This is a genomic window from Rhodococcus baikonurensis (assembly GCF_040489275.1).
Taxonomy (GTDB): Bacteria; Actinomycetota; Actinomycetes; order Mycobacteriales; family Mycobacteriaceae; genus Rhodococcus_F; species Rhodococcus_F baikonurensis.
This window is the reverse complement of record NZ_JBEUOQ010000007.1, coordinates 56,767-81,272: the sequence shown is the minus strand read 5'-3', so window position 1 is coordinate 81,272 and position 24,506 is coordinate 56,767. Positions and strand designations below refer to the sequence as shown.

Sequence of the window (24,506 nt, the reverse complement as noted above, 5' to 3'; positions counted from 1 at the left end):
CCGAACGTTCGTGAAAAACAAGGCTGGTGAAATGTGAGGTGACGGGTTGAGTGCTTTTCCGTTGTCTCGGGCTCAGCTCGCGCTGTGGTTCGCGCAGCAACTGAGTCCGTCCACTGCGTTCGTGGTGGCTCAATACGTGGAGCTACGGGGGCCGGTTGACGTCGACGCGCTGATCGAGGCAACGAACACGGCATGTCATGAATTGGAGTCGGCGTTCGTTCGCCTCGTCGCCACGGACGCCGAGCCGCACCAGGTCGTCGATCACTCCATCGTCGACGATCTCGAATACCTCGACCTGCGTAGCGACGACGACCCGGTTCAGCGCGCGAACGAGTGGATGACAGCGGAATACTCACGGCCACTTGACGTGATGTCGGATCGTCTTATCTCGGCGACCTTGCTTCAGCTGGCAGAGAACCACTACTACTGGTACTCGCATGCCCATCACCTCGTGCTCGACGGACTTGCGGCGATGACACTCACCATGCGAGTGGCCGAGCGCTATTCGCACCGTGTCCAGGGCACGGCGCTGACTCCTTTCGCTGGTCTGGGGGTGCGCGCACTGCATGACCTCGATGTCGACTACCGGTCCTCTGCGCGATATCGATCGGACAAGCAGTACTGGACGGAGATGTCCGAGGGGCTGCCTCGGCCGGTTCGTCTGGCCGAGGGCGCCGGGCTGACGTCGATGCCGCAGCGCATGATGGTTCAATCACTTAATCACTCACTTGCACAACAGCTTTCGAGTATCGCCGGGGAGTGGAGCACGTCGGAGGTGGCGATCCTCGTCGGTGCATTCGCGTCCTACCTCGGCCGGATGGCCGATTCCGACGACGTAGTCCTGAGCTTGCCGGTGTCCGGCCGCACCACCGCGAAGTCGAGACGTTCAGGCGGAATGCTGTCCAACATCGTGCCCGTCCGTGCGCAACTGGAACGGGACATGTCGCCGCAGGAGTTGGTTCGGCAGATCTCGGTGCAGATGACCGGCGCGCTGCGGCATCAGCGATTTCGCTACGAGGACATGGGTTTCCAGGGAGATCAGGGCGGATCCCGCGAGTCGGCGGGTCCGGCCGTGAACGTCATGATGTTTCACGAGGCGATTCGGCTCGGTGACGTCGTCGGTGAGTTTCACGTCCTGACATCCGGACCCACCGAAGACCTGTTCTTCAGTATCTATCCCTCGATCGCGGGGGAGAACCTTCGACTCTCCTTCGAAGCCAATCCGCGTCTGTACAGCGAGCGCGACCTGGCGATGCACCATCGTCAGTTCGTCCGACTACTCGAGGGATTCCTCGACTCTGCCACTCGTACGCTCGGCGACCTCCGCGTCCTCGCAACGGACGAAGTGGAAGATCTGGTCCCCGCGCTGGGTCGGCAGGCAGACACGTTCGCAACGCTCGGCGTTGTGCTCGAGGAAGGCTTGGCGCAGGGGAGTGCGGTCGCGATCCGCGAGCAGGGTGTGGACGTCACCTACGCCCAGCTCAGTGCCCGCGTGGAGGCACTGTGCGCCTTGCTCAGGGAGAACGGCGTCGGCCGAGGTGACGTCGTCGGGATTCTCGTCGAGCGCTCGACCGATTCGGTAGTCGCGTTTCATGCAGTAGTGCGGACCGGTGCGGCCGTTCTCTTCGTGGATCCTCGAACACCCTCCGAGCGTGTCACTTTCATTCTCGACGATGCCGACGTGTCCGTCGTGGTCGGGAACGGTCCGGTGGACGTGCCGGCTTGGATCTGCGTCGTGAATCCCAACCTCGACGAGACGGTCCACGAGACTGTCGACGGGCCGATCGATCGAGGATCGGGGACCGGTTCATGCGTCGCCGACGTGTCCCTGGACGACACCGCCTACGTGATCTACACCTCGGGATCGACCGGCCGGCCGAAGGGCGTCGCGGTCACGCACCGAGGCATCTCGCCGTTGCTGCGTTCTCACTCACGGCGACTGAAGATCGATAGTTCTTCCCGCATCGCGCTGCTGGCGGCTACTTCGTTCGACGTGGCGATCCTCGAAATTCTGCTTGCACACGGCTGCGGCGCGACCGCCGTGATCGTTCCTCCTGGATTGATCGGTGGAGTGGATCTCGAAGACTATTTGCGGCTCGAGGGTGTCACGCACCTGATCTCGACACCGTCGGTTCCGCTGACGATGGATCCTCGGAAACTGCCGGATCTTCGAATGTTGAACGTCGGCGGCGAGCGACCGCCGGCGGCGCTGGTGGATGCGTGGTCGAGTCATGTCGACCTCGTGAACTCGTACGGACCTAGTGAAGCAACTGTCGCGGCATTCATGAGCGAACCTCTGGAGTCTGACGGCGACACGCCGATCGGGCGTCCGATCGACGGCGTTGCCGCTGTGGTGTTGGATTCGTTGCTGCGTCCGACTCCGGTCGGCGCAGCGGGTGAGCTGTACGTGATGGGGCCAGGACTGGCGCGCGGGTACCTTGCGCCGACGCTGACCGCGGAACGCTTTGTCGCCGCGCCATTCGGGGCCGGGGGCGCCGGCGAGCGCATGTACCGCACCGGCGACGTGGTTCGGTGGAACGACGCCGGTCAACTCGAGTTCCTGGGCCGTTCCGACCAACAGGTGAAGATCCGTGGAGTACGCATCGAACTGGGCGAGATCGAGGCCGTGCTCTTGTCCACGCCTGGCGTCGCGCAAGCAGCGGTGATCGAGTGGGCGGGGTCCATCGCGGCGTATGTGACCGCGACCGAACTCGGGGATGGCAGACCTCATCCATTGAGTCAGGCGATGGTGCTCGATCACCTGACTTCCCTACTCCCTCGTTCCATGCTTCCGAGTTCGGTGACGATTCTGGCAGCGTTGCCCGTCACAAGCCATGGAAAGACAGACCGATCAGCGCTTCCTGAACCGACTTCTTCTGCGGTCGCCGAGCAGCGCGCGGCGGCGCACCGTCCGATCGAGTACGACGAAGAATTGATTGCCTCGGTGATGGCCGAGGTCCTCGGCGTCGGAGTTCTCGGACCGCACTCCGATCTGTTCGCCTGGGGCGGTAGTTCTCTCGACGCCGTGTATGTCGCTGCTCGCGTCAGTTCCGCCTTCGGGAGAAGGGTGGGTGTCAGGGATGTGTTCGGTGCCCCGACGCCGGCGCAGTTGGCCCGGAAGATCCGTGAGGGTAGGGCGGAGTGGGTGGTGGAGCCCGAGCGCATTTCGGGCGACGTCATCGTGGAAATCGCTCCGGCGCAACAACGTCTGTGGCTTCTCAACCGTCTGGATCCGCAGTCGTCGGCGTACAACATCGCGTTCGAGGTCACGTTCAGCGGTGCGCTGGATGCAGTGGCGATGAGCGCGGCGGTTGGTGACCTGACCGATCGCCATCTCGTTCTGCGTACGGTGTTCTCGTTCGACCAGAATCACGACGCGTGGCCGATCCAAGCACCATCTGCGGGGTCCGTGACCCTGATCGAGGTTCCGTCCGCGGATTACGACTCCGCGTCAGCGGATTTGGTTGCGGCAGGGTTCGACCTGTCGACCGATGCGCCGCTTCGTTTGATCCTCACCTCGGACAGCGATCTCGACCACCGCTTGACCGTGGTTGCGCATCACATCGCCTTGGACGGCCTTTCGTTTGCAACGATCGTTTCGGATCTCATCGCGGCGTACGACGCCCGCGCCGACGGGCGATCGCCGACCTGGCCTTCGACCTCGCTCGACCACCGCGACTATTCCGCTTGGCACAGAACCGTTCTCGGTGATCCTGCGGATCCGCAGAGCTTGGCTGGGCGGCAGTTGGAATTCTGGTCCGGCGCCCTCGCGGGCGTTGATCCGGCTCTTGCTCTCCCCGCGGACAGGTCCCGCCGGCCGGGCCGGCCGGCGTCGGCGCGAGACCTGACGTTCGAGTTGCCCGCGCCCGTCCATGCGGCGCTGAACGAGATCGCCAGAGCCCACGACTGCACTACTTTCATGGTGTTGCACGCCTGCCTTGCGATCGCGCTGAGCAAGATCACCGGTGCGCCCGACATTGTCATCGGAACGCCGACCTCCGGTCGAACGCATCCTTCGTTCGACGGCGCCGTCGGTATGTTCGTCGGCACCGTGGCGCTGCGAACGCTCCTTCGCGGCGCAGAGACTTTCGGTGAGTTCTTGAGTCGGGTGCGCGAGGTCGATGTGGCGGCTCTGTCCAACGCCGACGTCCCGTTCGACTGGGTGGTCGAGCACGCGGTCGGTGGGGCCGCAGGAGAGAAGAATTCGTTCCTGCGCGTGGTTCTTGCCGTCGATCCGCTGTCCTCGATTCCCGAGATCGCGTTGGGAGCGATGACGGCCCACGGCGCTGCGCTGCCCCCGGCACACCCTCGTTTCGATCTCGAAGTGACTGTGCGCGAAGACCGCACGGTTGACGGCGACACGAACGGTATTCACGGCATCTTCCGGTTTGCCGACGATCTTTTCGATACGGCCACCGTAGGCGGCTGGGTCGAGCGACTGCGCCGAGTGTGCGACTCGGTATCCGAGAACTCGTCGATCATGTTGCGTGACATCGATGTTCTCAGTACCGCGGAGCGTGAGGAGCTGCTGGCTTGGACGCCGGCGCGGGCAAGTGTCGCGCAGTCGCTGCCGGACCTGTTCGGGGCCGTCGCAGCGCGGCGTCCGAACGCAACCGCCGTGACGAGTGGAGACAGTCGCGTCACCTATGACGAGTTGCGAGTCCGCTCGGAGGTGCTTGCTGCTGTCTTGATCGATCGAGGAGTTCGAGTCGGGGATCGCGTGGCAGTCGCCCTGCCTCGATCGGTCGACCTCGTCGTAGCCATTCTCGCAGTCGTCCGCGTGGGCGCCGCCTATGTCCCGATCGACGTGCAGTATCCCGACGCTCGTATCCAGTACATTCTGGCCGATGCACGCCCGACGTCGATCTTGTCGACGGCCGAATCAGCTGTGCGGTTCGCCGGGTACGACCAACCTGTCATCTTCGTGAACGAGACGAGTGACACGATTGCCGACTGGCCTGTTGCGCATTCGGAGTCCGCCGCCTACGTGATCTACACCTCGGGATCGACCGGAGCGCCCAAAGGCGTTGTGGTGTCTCAGGGAAACGTGTTGGCTCTTCTCGCCTCGACACGCGAGATCTTCGACTTCGGGCCCGAAGACGTATGGACGATGTTTCATTCGTACGCATTCGACTTCTCGGTGTGGGAAATGTGGGGTGCTCTGACCACCGGCGGATCCGTGGTGATCGTGGACAGCGATGTCGCACGCTCGCCCGAAAGATTCGTGGATCTGATTGTGCGGGAACGAGTCACCGTTCTGAATCAGACGCCGGCCGCGTTCTATGCGTTGGCGGAAGTTGCAGAAGAAAAGCCGCTTCCGCTCCGGTCGATTGTTTTCGGCGGTGATCGTCTCGACTTCGGGCGCGTCCAGACATGGTTCGAACGGCACCCGAATGTGCGCGGCGTCAACATGTTCGGTATCACCGAAACAACGGTCCACGTAACGAGTTTCGAGCTTTCGTCCGGCGACGAGGCTGCCTCGCCGATCGGATCTCCGCTACCAGGACTGCGCGGCTACGTACTCGACGCGTCGTTGAAGCCTGTCCCGCCGGGATCTGTCGGCGAACTGTACGTTGCCGGTCCGCAGGTGGCCGAAGGCTATCTGGGGCAACCCGGGACGACGTCTTCACGATTTGTGGCCGAACCCGGATTCGACGGATCGCGGATGTACCGCAGCGGCGATCTGGTCCGTTGGCGAGCCGGTCGACTCGAATACGTCCACCGCGCCGACGGTCAGGTTGCCTTACGTGGTTACCGCGTCGAACCGGGTGAGGTCGAATTCGCACTGCTGGCTCACCCGTCGGTGGCGCAGGCCGCGGTGATGGTGCGAGAACTCGACAGCGGACCGACATTGGTCGGTTACATCACCCCGGAGAGCGGGCACGACCTCGATGACGTGTTACGGACAGCTCGTTCGTTGTTGCCCGCGCACATGGTCCCGTCGGCTTTGATGCCGCTCGCGTCTCTACCGGTCACGATCAACGGCAAAATCGACCGAGCATCGCTGCCGGACCCGACGTCGCTCACGCAGTCGTCTCGGCAGTCGCGAGACTTCTTCGAGCAGACAGTCGCAGCCATCCTGAGCGAATTGATGGAAGTTCCGCATGTAGATCCGGTTCGTGATTTCTTCGATCAAGGGGCCAATTCCTTGATCGCCACTCGGCTCTCGTCGCGCGTGAACGCCGTCCTGGGCAGCAATCTCGATGTCCGCGACGTGTTCGAGCACCCGTATGTCGATCAGTTGGCCGGCATCGCTGCTGCCCGAATCGGCACGGGGCACGCGTCTCCGTTGTCTTCGGTACCTCGTTCGGGCGTTGCGGACGTGCAATTGTCGGCTTCCCAGTATCGAATGTGGATCCTGAACCAGCTGGATACAGAGTCCGCCGGATACAACATCCCGATCGTAGCGCGACTGACGGGTGAATTAGACGTAGTTGCAGCCGAATTGGCAATTCGGGACCTGATCGATCGCCATCGCACTCTGCGGACCCTGTACCCGGTTGTCGGTGAGCGCCCGATTCAGAAGGTGCTCGACGTCGAGGTGGCGAGTCCGCGTCTTCAGCTCGAGGTACTGGCCGGCAACGATGTCGGGAATGCCATTGCAGGACTGGTGGGTTCGGGATTCGACGTCGCCGTGGATCCACCCGTACGGGCGGCGCTCTTCCAAGTTTCACCGGACGAACACGTCCTGGCCGTCGTAGTCCATCACATTGCCGCCGACGCTCGATCGCTGGAAGTGTTGGTACGTGACTTCACGCTCGCGTACCTCGCTCGCTCGGAGCAGCGCGCTCCGCAGTGGTCGCCGCCGGCGCTCGAATACTCCGATTACAGTGCCTGGCAGATAGAAGCGGGGATTCCGGACACGGTTTCCAGCTACTGGAAGCAGGCTCTCGAAGGTCTTCCCGAGCAGGTGACACTACCCCTGGACCGCCCACGCTCGCCGTCCGCCCGTGCGTCGAGTCGTCGGGTCGAGATCTCAGGTTCGGTACGTGAGGGTCTGCAATCAGTGGCACGATCGAACAACGCGACTATCTTCATGGTTGTTCACGCTGCTTTCGCGGCACTGCTGGCGAGGTACAACGGCAGCAGTGACGTGGTTGTCGGCACCGTGGTCGCCGGACGCGTCGCACCTGAACTCGACGACATCGTCGGCATGTTCGCCGGCACGATTGTTCTCCGAACCGAAGTCGATCCGTCGAGGTCGTTCGGACAGTTGGTCGAGCAAGTTCGTCAGCGCGACGTAGCGGCGTTCGCGCACGCAGAGATGCCCTTCGAATCGCTGGTCGATCTGATCGACCCGCCACGATCGCGTTCGCGACACCCGTTGTTCCAGGTGGCGCTCTCGTTCCAGACAGCCCATTCCGCTACGTGGTCGTTGCCAGGGTTGACGGTTACACAGATTGCGCCTGAGGTCAGGCAGGCGAACTTCGATCTGCAACTCAACGTCGTGGACGAGGGGATCGGGGGCGGACTCGGTCTCGAATTCGTCTACAACGCTGATCTATTCGACGATCTGACAGTGTCGAGCTTTGCGAGTCGGTTCGAGCGCGTCCTGAATCACGTGTCGATCGACCCGGACGTCGTCGTCGGGGGAATCGACCTTCTTGATCGTGCGGAACGAGCACTTCTCGTCCCCGCACAAGGCGCGGCCGAACGTCCCGATCCATCTCGGCGTTCCGGTACGACGCTTGCCTCGATGCTGCGATACGGGGTCGAATCCGCTCCGGATGCCGTAGCTGTCGAGGGCGAGGGCAACACACTCACTTACCGGGACCTCGATGCACAGTCGGATGTTGCGGCCGACGAGTTGCGTTCCGGGGGCATCGGAGTCGACCACGTCGTTGCCTGGACTGCCGATCGGTCCATCGCGTCGATCGTGCGATTGTGGGCGATCGCGAAGGTCGGTGCAGCTCCGGCATTGGTGGACCCGGAACAGCCGCAGGCGCGAGTACGTGAAATCCTCGAGACACTGGGCTCACCGAACGGCGGCACTGCAGGCGGTTTCGCGGACGGTGGAAGCGCGCGTGAACACTCCGACAGCCTGACGGCTTACGTGGTCTTCACCTCGGGAACGAGCGGAACGCCGAAGGCTGTAGTCGTGACCAACGGCGGGCTCGGTGTGATCGGCCAAGACCTGCCCGCTCGATTCTCGGCCGGGCCAGGTTCTCGCGTATTCCATCGCGGCGCGCCAGGGTTCGACATGACGTTGCTCGAGGTGCTCATCGCGAGTGCGTCGGGGGCGACGCTCGTCCTTGCGAAGAACGACGAGTTGTTCGGCTCGGCACTCGCAGCAGCACTCGGGCGCGAGCGAATTACTCACCTCTGCGCCACACCTACTGTCGTCGCCTCGATCGGCGATCCGGCGCTGCCGGACCTTGCAACGGTGATGTTCGGGGGCGAGCGACTCGGCGGCGCCTTGGCGAAGCGCTGGCAAGCCGGACGCAGAGTGATCAACGGATACGGACCTGCCGAGTCGACGATGTATTCGCTTGCTACCGAGCCTCTGTCGGTTGAACAACTGTCAGCTGACACTCACGACGGATCCGTCGGGTATCCACTGGCCGGGGTCGACGCCGTCGTGCTCGATGATCGACTCGAACCGGTGCCGCCGGGAGTCGCCGGCGAACTGTATCTCTCAGGTCGAATGCTTGCGCGCGGTTACGCCGGGCAACCTGCCCGAACCGCGGAACGATTCGTGGCAGCCAGTTCAGGCGCCCGGATGTACCGAACCGGCGACCTGGTGATGTGGAAGCCTGAAATCTCCACATCCGAAATCTCCACATCTGAAATCTCCACATCCGAAATCTCCACATCTGAAGGCAACACGTATCGCCTGCACTATCTCGGGCGAACCGACTCGCAGGTGAAGGTCAATGGTGTCCGGATAGAACCGGGCGAGATCGAGGCAGTCATTCACTCTGTCGCGAACGTCGATTTCTGCGTCGCCGGGGTACGGACGACCGAAAGTGGAAGTCCGCTCTTGGTCGCCTACGTGAGAAGTTCAGGCGCGGAGAGCGTTGACACGGGTGGACTGCGCGCCACCGTTGCAGAACTCCTTCCGACGTACATGGTTCCGCATGTCGTCGTCGAGCTCGAGGGCGAGCTTCCGATGCGGAACGGCAAGGTCGACTTCGCCGGTCTACCGTTGCCGGCGCTCGATGCTTCCCGAACCGAGGGCCCGGACACCGCCACCGAGTACCTGGTGGCTGAGGCCTTCGCCGCGGTTCTGGGTGGCGACGGGGGCGATCGCGACGCAGACTTCTTCACGCTCGGGGGCAACTCGCTGTCCGCTGCCGAGGTCACCTCACTCCTGAGTAGTTCTCTGGGACACGTTGTTCCGCTGAGGACCGTATTCGAGCATCCAACAGTTGCGGCGTTGGCGGCCCGGCTCGATTCGCTCGAGCGGAGCAGCACGGCGACCGATGTTGTCCGACTGGAACCGCGCCGCGACCCCACGCCCGCACCCCTGTCACGGAACCAGCGCTCGATGTGGGTACTCAACCAGCGGAACACGGCGAGCGGTGCGTACAACCTGCCGATCTGCATCGAGATCGACGGTGAACTGGACGTGCCCGCGCTGCGTCAGGCAATGACGGATCTTGTCGGCCGACATGACGTCCTCAGAACCCGGTATCCGGGCACCCCACCGGTTCAGGTGGTAGATCCTCCGTCCGCCGTGACAGTGGAAACGCGACTGGTCGGCGACATCGAGGTCGAGGCCCTGCTGCAAGAGTTCGGCTCGCGCGGTTTCGATGTAGCAGCAGACCTGCCGGTGCGCTGGATGCTGCTCCAGGTGTCACCGGTCAGGCACGTTCTGGCAGTGAGTTTTCATCACATCGCAGTCGACGGGGTGTCGATGCGAACGGTGGTCGGCGACCTGCTGACCGCTTACGGCAAGCGACGAGTGGGACTGGATCCGCAATGGTCTCCGCTGCCGATCCAGTACGGGGATTTTGCCGCGTGGGAGGCAGCACGTGACGTTTCCCCTGTCGTCGAAGAGTTCTGGCGCCGAACGCTCGACGGTGTGACATCTGTGTCGCCGCTGACGGTGGATCACTCTGATGGCGGGCCGGATTCCGTGGCGCAGCGAGTGAACTTCGTGATACCAGCCGTCATCACCTCGGCACTGCAGGCGCGAGCCGACCGCTTGAAGGTCTCGCTGTTTGCGGTGGTTCATGCGGCGTTGTCCGTGGTGCTTGCCAAGCTGAGTGGAAATCCCGATGTCGTGATCGCGACAGCTGTCGACGGACGGCGGACGCCTCAGCTCGACGGCGTGGTCGGCATGTTCGTGGATACGGTGCCTCTTCGACTTCGGGTCGACGGGGATGTGCCGATCGATCTTCTGTTAAGGGCAGCTTTCGATGCTGATGTGGCTGCGTTCGAAAACAGCTCTGTTCCTGCCGAATTGGTTGGTGATGTGCTCGGCGGACGAACTCCGCAGGTTGCGCTCGGTCTGCAGAATTTCGCGGTTCCTGCCGTGGAGGTGGCGGGTCTGAGGATCGAGGCTCGCGAAATCGAGACCGCAACGACGAAGTTCCCCATGCATGTCTCGTTCTCACCCGCTGTCGACGGATCTTTGACCGGCGCTGTCATCTATGCCGCGAGCGCTTTCGATCCTTCGAGCGCCGACGCAGTTACTCGACAACTGTCGAGAGTGCTCGCCTCGATCGCCGAGGATGTGCCTGTACTCGTTTCGGATCTCGCGGTGGGTACGGCGCCCAGTTGGGCTGCTGTCGAGGTCGATTCGTCGCGAACACTCACCGACATCTTCACCGCCACCGCGGCGCGATTCCCGAACAACGTTGCTCTCGACGACGGACAGCGCACGGTGACGTATGCCGAACTCGACTCTGCCTCGGATGCGCAAGCCTGGGAACTGGTGGCTCGCGGAGCGGGACCTGGTGCGGTGTACGAGATTCCGGCGGTACGGACTATCGCGTACCTGGTCCGAATGTTGGCGATCTCGAAAACGGGCGCGGCATTCGTGCCGATCGACCCCGACCTGCCGCCGGCACGGTTGAAGCAACTGCGCACAGTGCTCGTCGACCGCAGTCCCGTTCCAGGTCGGCAGTATCCGGATTCAGTCGCGTACGTTGTTCACACGTCCGGGTCGACTGGTGAACCGAAAGGCGTTGCAGTCACGCACCGAGGACTGGGCCTGCTGACCGACGATGCTGTCCGGAAGTACGGCGTGACGTCGGACTCGGTTGTGCTGCACGGATACAAACCGACGTTCGATGCAGCGATCCTCGAGATGATGTTGGCGATCGGCGCCGGGGCTACCTTGGCTGTCGCTCCTCGCGAGGCTTTCGGTGGACGGGCACTCGAAGAATTCGTTGCAGAACGCGGCGTCACTCACATGCTGTCCACTCCAGCCGTACTCGACACGATGGCTCCGGAGCGGTTCGATTCGTTGGAGGTGGTGGCAGTCGGTGGCGATGTGCTCTCACCGTCCACCGCGCGAGCGTGGAGTCGCCGCGCGCGGATGCTCAATGCGTACGGACCGACGGAATGCACGGTGGTCACGACTGTCGCCGAGGTGGATCATCGGGTCACCATCGGAGTCCCGCTCGCCGGAATCGGTGCCGAGGTACTCGATACTCGACTAAGTCCGGTGCCGTGGGCCGGGATCGGTGAGTTGTATGTCAGCGGGCCCGGGCTTGCGATGGGCTATGCCGGAGATCCCGCCGGCACCGCCAGCTCGTTCATCGCAGCACCAGGGGGACGCCGACGTTATCGGACCGGTGACCTGGTCCACCGCCGCACGGATGACACGCTCGGATTCGTCGGACGCTCCGACCGCCAGATGAGCGTGCGCGGAATCCGCGTCGAGCCTGCCGAAATCGAATCAGCTCTGCGTCGATGCACGGGCGTCGAGGCCGCTGCGGTTGTCCTCGTCGACGAGATCGCCGTTGCGTGTGCGGTCGGCGATTGTTTGGAATCGGATCAGCTGACAATCGAGTTGGCCTCGATGTTGCCTGCGTATCTGATGCCCGGCCGAGTTGTCGTGCTGGAGTCGATCCCACTCACGTCGAACGGAAAGTTGGACGCAGATGCGTTGCGGCGCCACGTGTTCGAGAGCCAGGCGCCCGATGCCGCAGTGACGGTCTCGGAGGAACTCGTCACCGCTGTCATGTCGGAACACGTGTCCGGAAGTTTCGGCGCTCTGCACAACCTGTTCGAATCAGGTGGTGATTCGTTGGCAGCGGCAGCGGTGGCAGGTCGACTTGCCTCGATCTTCGCGCGGGATGTGCCCGTTCGCGCGGTCTTCGACAATCCGTCGCCGCGAGCGATGTCTCAGTGGCTGTCGGCAAGCGCGACCGATGACAAGCGCCGCGAACTGACTCGACGTGATTCTGGCATGCCGGCACCTCTGGCGCCCTCGCAACAACGACTTTGGCTGATCAATCAGCTCGAGCCGGAATCGACTGCGTACAACCTGACGTTTGCAGCGGTCCTGGCAGACGAAGTCGATCGTTCGGTCTTGCGCAGCGCCCTCGGTGACGTCGTCGATCACCATGCCGTATTGCGAACTGTGTTTGTTCCGGGTGAATTCGGTCCACAACAGGTTGAAATGGGCTCTGTCGCATTCGATCTCACGACAGTGTCCGTCGACGATCTCCAAGCGAGCGCTCGGGCTTTCGCGACTGTGCCGTTCGATCTCGAACGCGATGTTCCGTTCCGGGTGCGTGTATTCACCGAGGATGACGGAGTCGACTCTGCAGGAGTGACTGTCCTGGTGGTCGTGGTTCACCACATTGCCGTCGACGGTGCGTCGATGGACCCGATCCTGGCCGATTTCGCGTCAGCCTTCGAGGCCAGGGCTGTTGGAAAGGAATGGGTCCGTTCCACTGACGGAGTCAGCTACGGCGACTACAGCCACTGGGCGCGAGAGAGTTTGGGTGGTCCCGAGGATTCTCTCAGCGTGGCTCACCGGCAACTCGACTACTGGTCGAGCGCACTTCGCGGCGTCGAGGATGTGCTGGCTCTACCCGTCGACAACCCCCGGAGTGCCGTGTCTTCACGATCCGAGGAGATGGTGACGGAAGTCCTCGACGGCGCCACCTACGACGCGTTGTCGGCGTTGGCTCGTTCACATGGCGTCACGGTATTCATGGTCGTCCACAGCGTGATCGCCGTACTGCTCGCCCGCGAGTGCGTCACGGACGACGTCGTGGTGGGAGCAGCTGTGAGTCTGCGGAACGATCCGGCGCTACTGAACGTCGCCGGCATGATGGTGGGCACCGTCGCATTGCGCACGAGAATCAACTCCGCCGACCGCTTCACCACGGTGTTGGACGAGGTGCGCCGCGTCGATCTGGAAGCAATGGCGAACGCGGACGTCTCGTTCGACGACGTAGTCGCGAGGGTCGATCCGCCGCGCAGGATGAACGAGCATCCGCTGTTCACGGTCATGCTGGCCTATCGACGAGCGCTCGACGTGCCGCAGATCGACGGCATCACCGTCTTCGACATCGACAACGCAGGGTCCTCGACCGGCTACGACTTGACGTGGGACCTGGTCGACACCGGTGACAGTCTGACGATTCGATTGCTGTATGCCACGGACAAGTTCCGCGAGTCGACCGCGGAACTGTTCATGCAGCGGGTGGCACGTATCACCGAATCAGTGACAGGTGAACCCGAGATCGTGGTCGGGGAGATCGAATTGCTGTCCAGTTTCGAACGCTCGGCGCTGACGGCTGCGAATCCTCGCCATGTCGAACCGCTGACGATTGCGGACATATTCGAACGCGCGCTGCGGCAGGTACCCGACGGCATCGCGCTGGAAGAGAACGGCCGGCGCTGGACCTATCGCGACCTGCACGAGGAGTCGTCGTACTGGGCGCGCGAGTTGGTGGTCCGAGGAATCGGACCCGATGACGTGGTGGCCGTTGGGCTCGGGCGCGGGCATCTGTGGATCGTTGCGTTGTGGGCGGTAGCGCGGGCAGGCGCAGCGTGGCTGTCGCTCGATCCGGCGCTGCCGACAGCGCGTCGGCAGACCATGATCGAGGAGTGCGGTTCGGTTGTCGGTTTGACGGCGGACGGTGCGGCCGCAAGTCTGCCTGCCTGCGTCGAGTGGCTGGCAATGGATGAATCCCGCACTGCGAGTGAGCCTGCCGCGGTTTCGGCGAGTAGGGCTGACCTGGACAACCTTGCCTACGTCATCTACACGTCGGGTTCCACGGGAAGACCCAAGGGTGTCGAGGTTTCACACCGCGGAATCATGAATGTCTGCACCGCGCACGCCGAGATCGCTCAGCTCGATCGTGGCCCCCGCGTCCTGCAATTGGCGTCGTCGACGTTCGACGCGTCGGTGATCGAGATCCTTCTCGCGGCTGCAGGGTGTGGAACGTTGATTCTGGCTCCTGACTTCGTCTACGGGGGAGAGGAACTCACGAATCTGGTGGTAGCCGCCGACGTCACGCATTTGATCGTGACGCCGACCGTCCTGGCCACGATCGATCCGGATGCAGTACCCCCGCTGATCGTCGAATCGATGGGGGAACCACTCTCTGCCCGTCTTGCGTCGGCTTGGTCGAGCCGACATTGCATCGTCAACGGATACGGACCGACCGAATCGACGATTGCGGCATCGATTTCCGCTCGGATCACTGACGGGGACGTCACTGTCGGCACCCCGGTACCTGGCACGACGGCATTTGTTCTCGATGAGAGGCTCCGACCGGTTCCGGATGGCGTTGAGGGAGAACTATTCCTCGCCGGTGAGAATGTGGCACGCGGATACGTCGCCTCCCCGGGTCTGACTTCCGAGCGTTTTGTTGCCAATCCTTACGCGGTGGGGGCTCGGATGTATCGCACGGGTGACCTCGTGCGTCGTAGGCGTCACGACCGAGCGCTCGAGTACCTGGGTCGCAACGACGCACAGGTGAAGGTTCGGGGTGTCCGCGTGGAACCGGCGGAGGTCGACGCGGCTCTGTCAAGCCATGGAGCAGTGACCTTCTCGGTAACCGTTGTCGCTGACGACGGACACGGATCCGCTGAACTCCGTTCGTATGTGACGTTGGCGGAAAGCGGTTCGGCGACGGAATCGGAGCTTCGCGGGTTCGTCTCCGGCCTGCTGCCGAAGCACCTGCTGCCTTCGTCGGTGACGGTAGTGGGCGAGGTACCGTTGCTCGCTTCGGGGAAGATAGACACAGCGGCACTTCCTGCTCCTGCACCGCAGGTAGGGTCGAGTGTGGATCGACCTGTCTCGGATACCGAACGTCACGTGGCACAGGCATTCGAAGGTGTGACCGGCGCGAAGTCGGTCGGTCGCTACGACGACTTCTTCGAGCTCGGCGGGACATCCATGGGTGCAGTTCAAGTGGCTTCGCGCTTGCGTGAGACCTTGAACAGGGAATTCCCGGTTCAATGGATTTTCACCGATCGAACTGTGGCGGAGCTTGCGTCTCGGATGGACCTCGTTCATGACGATGTCTTCGAGGGTGATTCGCTTCATTCGGATCCGCTGGACACGGTCGTCATGCTCGGCGGCGACCCCGACGACCAACGGCCGCCGTTGTTCTGTGTGCATCCGGTCAGCGGAATTGCCTGGTGCTACGCCGGACTCGTCGGTCGCTTGCGGGGTCGACGGGTGTACGGCATCCAGGCAACGGGTGCAGGTGAATTGCCAGGCACGGTGGCGGAGTTGGCGTCGGGGTACGTCGATGCCGTACGGACGGTGCAGCCGTCGGGTGAATTCCATCTGCTGGGCTGGTCAGCCGGCGGAACGATCGCTCTCGAGATGGCGAGCCAGCTCGAAGAGGCCGGCGATCTGGTCGGTTCGGTCGTGATGCTCGACGCGCTGCTGCCCGAGATGATGCCGTCTGTGCAATCAGCCCCGAAGCCTTCCGAGTTGTTCGCGCAGATCGGACTGGCCGAGGTCGAAACTGAATCTGCGCCAGTGACTTTTGCGGAGGTTGCGGCAGAGATCCGGCGGCAGACCGATATGGATTTCCTGACCGACACTGTTCTGGAATCAGTAGTGGGGCGGGTGGAAAAGCTGTCACGGATCGTTCGGGACCACAGGCCCAGACCCTATTCGGGCTCGGTGGAACTGTTTGTGGCGCAGCACGATCTGCCTGAGCATCGTCACTTGGTCGAAAAGTGGTCTGAACTGGTAGGGCCGTTGCGGGCGTACCTGGTCGACTGCTCTCACTCGGAAATGTCGAGCACAGAGGTGTTGGCGGAAGTCGCCCACGTTCTCGTCGGCGATCTCGAAGGTGTCGATTCCGATTCCAAGGATCGCAATCATACTGGGGTGCAATAGATCTAACGGGCCGGGACTTTGGTCCGGAATTGTCACCCCAGTGGTCCTATTGCTTCAGTTCCGCAAGCAGAATCTGTAGCATTTCCCTTGTGGCAGTAAGCCATTCAGAAACTATCTCCGGAGGATCGTATGTTGGGTTCCCTTTTTTCCATCAGCTCTGAAATCGGTGTCCCGTCCGTCGACGCGCTCTTCGAGGCTGCTCGGACCATCATCGGCGCGCTCTTCGGCCTGAGCTGACACGTCGCAGCGACCTTCCCCCGCGGTGAAGAAAGTCCCTGTTCTCCGACAAGGAGAACAGGGACTTTCGTGCAGCCTGCCGGTCAGCGGCTGCGTGGCGGTGAGTGAGGGTCCTACCGGCCGTTCTGCTGATACGCGATCGCTATCAGCGATCCGACTTCGTCGTTCACGTCCTCGGTGCTGGTGAGCCCGATCTTGTGACTCGACTGCCCGGGTGCTTTGGCCGGCACCAGAAGTTCGGAACTGGGGGCCACCACAAAACGTAGTCCGAGGTCGACTCGGGCTTTGGTGGCCGCTGCGATGGCAGCGAATTGGCGAGCGCGGACAAAGGGCGTGTAGGTTCCGCGGCCTTCGACTCGAACATCGGTTCCGAGTTCTTCGATCAGACGTCGGGCTGCATCGAAGATGGGTCGCAGCGCCGCCTTCGGGCCGCTGTACTGCTGGTCGATGTACTGCTCGACGGTCGGCTCCACCCATCCAGCCTGTTTGGCGGCCTCGAACGCGATTGCCCACTGCGTATTCTGCGGTACACCGTGCTCTGCTTTCAGCCACTTGCGGACTTCGTTCTGATCGAGCGGGTCGACCCCGGACGTCCGTACAGCCTCGACCCATTCTTCGAGAGTGCGCCCGGTACGGTCGCGCATGGACGAGGTGACTGCGGCCATCATGTCGGAGGGTTCCATGCGTCCGTTCTACCGGTTGTCGCTGTGCACGGGTAGCTCGCTCAATCGATGCCCAGCATCGCCTTGAGCGCGTCTGCGCCGGTCACTTCGACGGGATACGGCGGTGCGACAAAATCTTCGCGGCTGAGGGTGAAAAGTCGACGAACGGTCATACGACCGTCGGCGGACAACTCTTCGACCGTGCCGTCCGCGCGGTACCCGACTTTGGCCGACACAGTGATCGAGGCAGGGTTGTCCGTGAACGCCGACGACACGACGCTTCGTGCGCCCAAAGAGTCGAATGCGAATGCGCAGATTGCCTGTCGGGCAAGAGTGCCGATACCCCGGCCTTGGAAGCCTCGCCCGATCCACGAGCCGGTTTCTCCGGTACGACTTTCAGGGAAGTCCGTCGCGGCGAACGCCTGGCAGCCGACGATTTCTCCGTCGACGACAATGGCTGTCTCGAATTTCCAGTCGGCCATGGTCATCGCTCCGCGGACCGACCAGTGGTATTGGATGAATCTTCGCGACACTTCGTCGGGAGTGCCCACCGTCCAGGGGACGAGAAACGGCATCTGTTCGGCAGGGTGAATGCCGGCCCGGACCAGCGCAGCGAGTTCGGGGAAATGGTCGTCGCGCACAGGGGCTAAGCTGACGGGCCCACACGTAATCGTGACTCCGTACGGAGGCCAGATCTCTGTCAGTGGATCAACCATCGTCTTCAGGCTTTCGTTCGTGTGCGAATCGGGTCACAGTCTGGCATGCCCGGCCCGTCCGAGTGAGGGACTTCTGGTCATCGAGATTCTTTTGCCCTCGCGGTGCCGAGTCGTGACATTAGTGTGTGGACGGTGACTACAGACAAACCGGTACGTCTGCGTGAAGGTAGATCGCCTGACAGGCTTTCGCGCGGCGTGGTAGCCGGATATGCAGCGGGAAGTGTCGGTACGGGCGGCTTCGGCGTGCTTCCAGGTCTGGTACTGGCGTACTACCTGACCGACACGCTCGGGGTAGCCGCGGCGCTCGCCTCGCTCGTGGTCATCGTCCCGAAAATCGCCGATGTGCTGATCGATCCGCTGATCGGGTCGATCAGCGATCGAAGCTCCCATCGAACTGGTACGCGAGTGCCACTCATGCTCGCAGGCGCTCTGGGGCTGCCGTTGCTCTTCATCCTCACGTTCTCAGCCCCCGTGTCTGCCGGCCCCGGAGTCGGTGCGTTGTGGGTGCTCGTCTTCTTCCTGCTCGCGGCCAGTGCTTACAGCCTCTTTCAGGTTCCGTACATCGCGTTGCCGACCGAGCTGACCGGCGATTACCACGAGCGCACTCGTTTGGTATCGGTTCGAATTGCGGTGCTGGCCCTGACAATTCTGGTCATCGGCGCTGGTGGACCGGAACTGCGCGATGCTGCCGGGGGCGGGGCACGCGGTTATCTGGTCATGGCGATCGGGGTGTCGGCGCTGATGTGTGGGGCAATGATCTGGGCAGTTCGCGGAGCGGCGCGCCACACGGTGACTCACGCGGACGCGCCGGTCGGTTCGTTGCTCTCGCAATACCGGGACGGGTTCGACGCGATACGACGTACCCGCGCGTTCCGATTGCTGGTCATCGTCTTCGTGCTTCAGGCTCTTGCCACCGCTGTGATGTTGGCGGGTGCGCAATATCTGGCGACCTACGTGATGGGCAAGGAAGGCGCGCTCACCGGTCTGTTCGTTGCACTCGTCGGACCAGCTCTCGTCGTCATGCCGCTGTGGTACCGGTTCTCGCATCGGTACGGAAAGCTTCGCGGTTACGTCGTGTCTTCCATCCTGTTTGTCGTCGCGACTGCGTTGTTGACGCTGGCGGCTGTCGACGCCGGGTCCTGGATCTACGGTGCCGTCGCTCTTGCCGGCGTTGCCTACGCAGGGATGCAGGTGTTTCCGCTGGCGATGCTTCCGGACGTCATCGAGGACGACGCGCGAATCGGTGGACGCCAGCGTGGTGGTTCGCTCAGCGGTATCTGGACCGCCTCGGAAACCGCAGGCCTTGCCCTGGGGCCCGCGGTGTTCTTGGGTGTACTCGCGGTCACCGGCTTCGTCTCGAAAACTGCGGGAGAGACTGTCGTGCAACCGCAATCAGCGCTGACCGGAATAGCTCTCGGCTTCTCGGTCGTGCCGGCGATCCTGGTTGCGATCAGTCTGCTCGTATTGCGGAATTACCGCACCGAACAAGAATCCACTCACGAGAACGTAGGTGAACGATGAGTTCCACTCAGGCCGAGGAACTTCAGGGCAAGAGCGCAAACCTCGAGAAGAGGGCGGCCGACATCTTGACTCGTTTGCGTTCGCTTCGTGAGCAGGACGCTCCGACGCACGGCGGCCGGGTTCTGTCGTACGTGTACGACAGCGGCCTCGCAGCGCTCGACGAGTTGGCAGCGGACGCAGCTCGACTGGTTCAGCCGGTCAACGGTCTCGACCCGACGGTGTTCCCGTCCACCGCGGTGATGGAGCGTGAGTTGGTTGCGTTTGCTCGCGAGTTCCTCCATGGGGCTTCAGGCACAGCCACAGATAGATCCGCGGATACAGACACAGACGCCGGTGAGGTGGTAGTCGGCAATGTCACCAGCGGCGGAACGGAGAGTTGTGTGTTGGCCGTCAAGGCAGCTCGCGACTTTCGTGGGCTCCCGCCGGGTGAGGGTTCGCTGGTTCTTCCGACCACCGCGCATGCCGCTTTCCACAAGGCAGCGCACCTACTCGGACTGGAACTCATCCTGGTACCGGTAGATCCCACGTCGGGGCGCGTGGGCGCACACGATATTGCGACGGCAGTTCGGAAGGACACGGTTCTGATCGTCGTCTCTGCGCCCAATTACCCGTTCGCGGCGCTCGACCCGATCGCCGAGGTCGCGAAAGTTGCCCGTGCACAGTCGATTCCACTGCATGTCGACGCCTGCATCGGTGGCCTTGCGTTGCCGTGGTGGGGTGACCTGCCGCCCTGGGATTTCCGGGTGCCTGGTGTCACCAGTATGTCGGTCGACTTCCACAAGTACGGATACTCACCCAAAGGCGTCTCGGTCTTGCTGCACCGAGGGCGCGACCTGCATCGCAAGCAGTATTTCGGACTCACGGACTGGCCGGGGTATCCGGTGGTCAATCCCACTCTTCTCGGTTCCAAATCCGTTGCTGCGCTGGCCGGAGCGTGGGCGATCTCGCAAGTTCTCGGTCAATCGGGATACGCCGAATTGGTGTCCCGAGCTCAGCGGGCGACGCGCGCGCTGATCGACACGGTCCAGAGCATCGACGGGCTTCGCGTCGTGGGCACGCCGGTGGGGCCACTGTTCGCGGTCGCCACCGACGATTCCGTGCCGCTCGAACGTCGAGTCGATCCGCATCGCTGGGTGAGTGCCGTCGGTGCCCGGGGTTTCGTCCTTCAGGGGCAGCCGGCGTCGACGCAATCCGACGGGACGACGTTGCCTCGAACCACCCACCTGACCGTCACCCCGGTGACGGAGTCCGTGCTCGGCGAGTTGACCAGCGCGCTCGTCCTCGGCGCCGACGACGTTCGCGGCTCGGCGGCAGCCTCGGCGCCGCCGGCCCTGGCAGAGTTGGCCGGAGCATTCGAACGTGGCGATGTCACCGTGGCCGATGTTCTCGCGTTGCCCAGTGACGCCGTCGCGGCGGCGTTGACGTCGGCGGGGCTGGATCCTCGGGGTTCTTCTGATTCTCCGCTGGACATGGCGGCAGTCCTCGCGGCGGTGGAATCGTTGCCCCGCGAGGTCACGAAGCGCCTGCTGGTGGAATTCCTGGCCGGACTGGTGGAGCCGTGAGGAACGGGAAACCTCGATGAACACTGCCCGAAACTCGGACAAATGGCGCGAAAGATTTGCGAATCGGGCGTAAGTTTTCTGTCATCGGCTAACCATCTTTTGTCGGAGGGTTGATTTGTGACTGGCGCCGCGACCAAGATTCTGACGGTTTTCGAGGACGTGATCGGGGTTCCGCTTCCGATTCGGGTGCGGTGTTGGGACGGTTCGGAAGCAGGTCCGCCTGACGCCGCTGCGCAGGTACATTTCCGGAATCGGCGTGCCCTACGCCGAGTCCTCTACTCTCCCAACGAATTGGGGCTGGCGAGGGCGTACGTGTCCGGTGATCTGGACGTAGACGGCGATATCTTTGCGCTCCTCGATGTCCCGGATCTGGTCACGCGGCTCGGTGAGAATCGATTGTCGGGCTTGCCGCTGCGCTCGATCGTGCGCGCCGCCGGTACGTTCGCCGGCTTGGGGGCACTGGGTCTACCGCCATCACCTCCGTCGATCGAGATGCGTCGTAAGCGCGGCACGCGGCACAGCAAGGCACGGGATTCGGCTACCGTCTCCCATCACTATGACGTCGGGAATCGCTTCTACGAACTGTTTCTCGGGCCGAGCATGGTCTATTCGTGCGGGTACTGGTCGGAGGGGGTCGAATCCCTCGAAGCCGCTCAGTTCGCGAAGCTGGACCTGATTTGCCGCAAGCTCGATCTGAAGCCGGGAATGCGACTGCTCGACGTCGGCTGCGGTTGGGGATCGATGGCATTGCATGCTGCCCAGAACTACGGCGTCGACGTTGTCGGGGTGTCACTGAGTAACGAGCAGGTCGAGTACGCCAAGGGACGAGTTGCCGACGCGGGTCTGACCGATCGTATCGAGATTCGAGTGCAGGACTACCGCGACGTCGACGACGGACCGTACGACGCGATTTCGAGCATCGGCATGTCCGAGCATGTGGGCCTTGCCAATTTGCCGGTGTACACGGCAAAACTCCACGATCTGCTCGTGCCCGAGGGGCGTCTTCTCAATCACGCCATCGCGGCGGTGAAGTCGTTGTCGGACAAGGTCGATGACGGATCCAGTTTCATCGACCGGTACATCTTCCCGGACGGCGAGATACTTCCGCTGAGTAAAACCATTGATGCGCTGGAACTTTCAGGGTTCGAGACGCGTGACAGCGAAGCATTGCGCGAGCATTACGCCTTGACGCTGCGCGCATGGGTCGAGAACCTGCGCGAGAACTGGGACGCGGCAGTCCTTCAAGTCGGTGCTCCCCGGGTCCGAACCTGGTTGCTGTACCTCGCGGCCAGTGCGCTGGGTTTCGAGGAGCCGCACCGGCTTACGATTCATCAGGTTCTGGCCGTCAAAACAGGGGATCGGGGGGCCAGCGGCATGGCCCGCTCACGTGAGAGTTGGTACCGACCGATTGAAGTCCCGCAGATCGAAACCGGTCCGCGTATCGACTGAGGCCTATACGTTGGATGTCCATGAGCACCCGGAAGGTTGTCCTCGCGGCAGTGAAGATTTCGGCCGTTGCGGTATCGGCGCTTCTGCCGACGTCGCTGCTGTTCACACCGATGTCGAACGCCGAACCTGCGAACGATTTCTACGAAGCGAGTCCGGGTGAGGTCGGTGATCCGGGTTCGGTGATTCGGACGGAACCACTTCCGCTTGCCGGTGCAGTCGGCGGAGTGCCTGGTGTGGGGACTCGGATTCTTTATTCGAGTACCGATACCCACGGTTCCAAGGTTGCTGTGTCGGGCTCGTACCTGGAGCCGGCTGCCCCGTGGTCAGGAGCGGGCCCGCGCCCGACCGTCGTGATCGGTCCGGGCACGCAGGGCCAAGGTGATCAGTGCGCGCCGTCGAGGATGTTTCCCACTGCCGGTCAACTCCGCCTGGCGGAACCCGGGAATCCGTCGAACTACGGTGCCGGTGTGGACAGTGTCGGTGTCAACTACGAGTCCGCTTTTGCATTTGCTTTTCTTGCTCAGGGCGTTCGCGTGTTCGTCACCGACTACATCGGACTCGGAACACCCGGCGTCCATACCTACGTCAATCGCGCCGAGGAAGCCCATGCGATGTTGGACGGTGCACGCGCTGCCCGAGCCCTGGCGAAGGCAGGAGTGGACGATCCGATAGCGCTGTGGGGCCATTCGCAGGGCGGCGGCGCCACTGCCGCCGCAACCGAACTCGCACCCGAATACGCGCCTGAGTTGAATCTGGTCGGGAGTTACGCGAGCGCGCCCCCGGCGGACCTGGCAAGCGTTCTGCGTCATATCGACGGTACCGGTCTGATGGCTGCGATCGGCTACACGATCAACGGCGTCCTCGACCGATATCCCGCCGCCCGAGAGCCAATCGAGTCTCGACTCAACGACTACGGCCGGTCCGTGCTCGCCGACGTCGCCGGGCAATGCCTCATCGATTCCCGAACCGAGTACGGGAAGCAGTCGACGGCGTCGTGGACCACAGACGGCCGACCCCTCGCCGATGTTGTGGAATCGGTACCGGAGATCCAGCAGGTGATCGAGGAACAACGCATCGGGCGGCGAACCCCGGCGTCGCCGATCCTGGTCAACGGGGCGCTCAACGACGACTTCATCCCGTACGAGCAAACCCGGCGCCTGGTTCAGGACTGGTGTGCGCGCGGAGCCGAGGCGACGTTGTTCACCGACACCCTGCCTGCAGTGAATCCGGGGAGCGGTAACAACCACCTCGCGCCGGCGGTAGCGGATTTCGGTGTCGGATTGCAGTACGTGCTGGACAGATTCAACGGTAAGCCCTTGGTCGACACGTGCAACGCCTGAGACACCTGCTTCTCGATTACCCTGCGGCGTAACCACCGTCTCACTGCGAACGGTGGTTGACTGACCCCGTGAACGATCGATCGCACGACCTTCCGATCAAACCCGTTCCTCGCAGCGCGCTAGGTGCTGGCCCCGCACTGAGAGTGTCGACGGGACTGCTGCTCGGTGTCGCGGCAGGTGTCGTGATGGCATGGGTCGGCTACCCGCGGTTCGCGTTCCTGATCGGCTGGGATGTCGCGGCGACGGTGTTCACGGTGTGGACGTGGATTCTGGTCTGGCCCTTCGATGCGACGCTCACCGCGAGCCACGCAACGCGGGAAGAACCGGCGCGCAACGTCGCACACCTGCTGATTCTCGGCGCTGCCGTCGCGAGCCTGGTCGGTATCGCGTTCCTGCTCTTGGCGGCACCCGACGGACATCACTACCAAGTCGTGGCGGCATCGGTTGCTGTCGGCAGCGTCGTGATCTCGTGGCTGGCGGTCCACACGCTCTTCGCCCTCGGATATGCGCGGCTGTACTACTCCGGCCCTGACGGCGGAATCGACTTCAATCAGGAAGAACCGCCGAGATACAGCGATTTCGCGTACGTGGCGTACACGGTCGGGATGAGCTTCGCGATTTCCGACACCAACTTGAAGTCGTCGGACATGCGCGCGATGGCGCTCGGCCACGCACTGCTGTCGTACCTCTTCGGTTCGGTGATCGTGGCGTCCGTCGTCAACTTGATTGCAGGCCTGTGAGCGATC

Annotated in this window: 8 protein-coding genes; 6 read left to right on the top strand and 2 right to left on the bottom strand. The window is 62.8% G+C overall.

The features are described from left to right. Positions 1-46 precede the first annotated feature (46 nt). Positions 47-16,273: an amino acid adenylation domain-containing protein gene (locus ABWI03_RS17610; protein WP_353798838.1), complete on the top strand. Its 16,227-nt coding sequence runs from the start codon at positions 47-49 to the stop codon at positions 16,271-16,273. Positions 16,274-16,623: 350 nt separating this feature from the next. Here ABWI03_RS17610 and ABWI03_RS17605 read toward each other — a convergent pair whose 3' ends face one another. Together ABWI03_RS17605 and ABWI03_RS17600 are read right to left on the bottom strand one after the other, a co-directional pair. Then, positions 16,624-17,193 carry a DUF5655 domain-containing protein gene (locus tag ABWI03_RS17605; RefSeq protein WP_298780998.1) on the bottom strand — a complete coding sequence of 190 codons (570 nt, stop codon included), beginning with the start codon at positions 17,191-17,193 and terminating at the stop codon, positions 16,624-16,626. Between the two features lie 41 nt (positions 17,194-17,234). Continuing rightward, positions 17,235-17,813, bottom strand: a complete 579-nt coding sequence (locus ABWI03_RS17600) for a GNAT family N-acetyltransferase (protein WP_298780995.1) — start codon at positions 17,811-17,813, stop codon at positions 17,235-17,237. A gap of 198 nt (positions 17,814-18,011) precedes the next feature. Here ABWI03_RS17600 and ABWI03_RS17595 point away from each other — a divergent pair, with 198 nt between their 5' ends. From ABWI03_RS17595 to ABWI03_RS17575, 5 genes are all read left to right on the top strand, one after another. Continuing rightward, positions 18,012-19,409 carry an MFS transporter gene (locus ABWI03_RS17595; RefSeq protein WP_200313428.1) on the top strand — a complete coding sequence of 466 codons (1,398 nt, stop codon included), beginning with the start codon at positions 18,012-18,014 and terminating at the stop codon, positions 19,407-19,409. Next, a complete protein-coding gene (locus ABWI03_RS17590; protein WP_298780993.1) occupies positions 19,406-20,971 on the top strand; it encodes a pyridoxal phosphate-dependent decarboxylase family protein in 1,566 nt (521 codons plus the stop codon). The genes ABWI03_RS17595 and ABWI03_RS17590 overlap by 4 nt, the downstream gene beginning before the upstream one ends. Positions 20,972-21,088: 117 nt before the next feature. Next, the gene (locus ABWI03_RS17585; RefSeq protein ID WP_298780990.1) at positions 21,089-22,420 is read left to right on the top strand and encodes an SAM-dependent methyltransferase; all 1,332 of its coding nucleotides are present in this window, start codon (positions 21,089-21,091) and stop codon (positions 22,418-22,420) included. A gap of 20 nt (positions 22,421-22,440) precedes the next feature. Then, complete coding sequence (locus ABWI03_RS17580) at positions 22,441-23,760, top strand: lipase family protein (RefSeq protein ID WP_298780987.1); 1,320 nt, start codon at positions 22,441-22,443, stop codon at positions 23,758-23,760. A 68-nt stretch (positions 23,761-23,828) separates the two neighbouring features. After that, positions 23,829-24,500, top strand: a complete 672-nt coding sequence (locus ABWI03_RS17575) for a DUF1345 domain-containing protein (protein WP_095969949.1) — start codon at positions 23,829-23,831, stop codon at positions 24,498-24,500. The last annotated feature ends 6 nt before the right edge of the window (positions 24,501-24,506 follow it).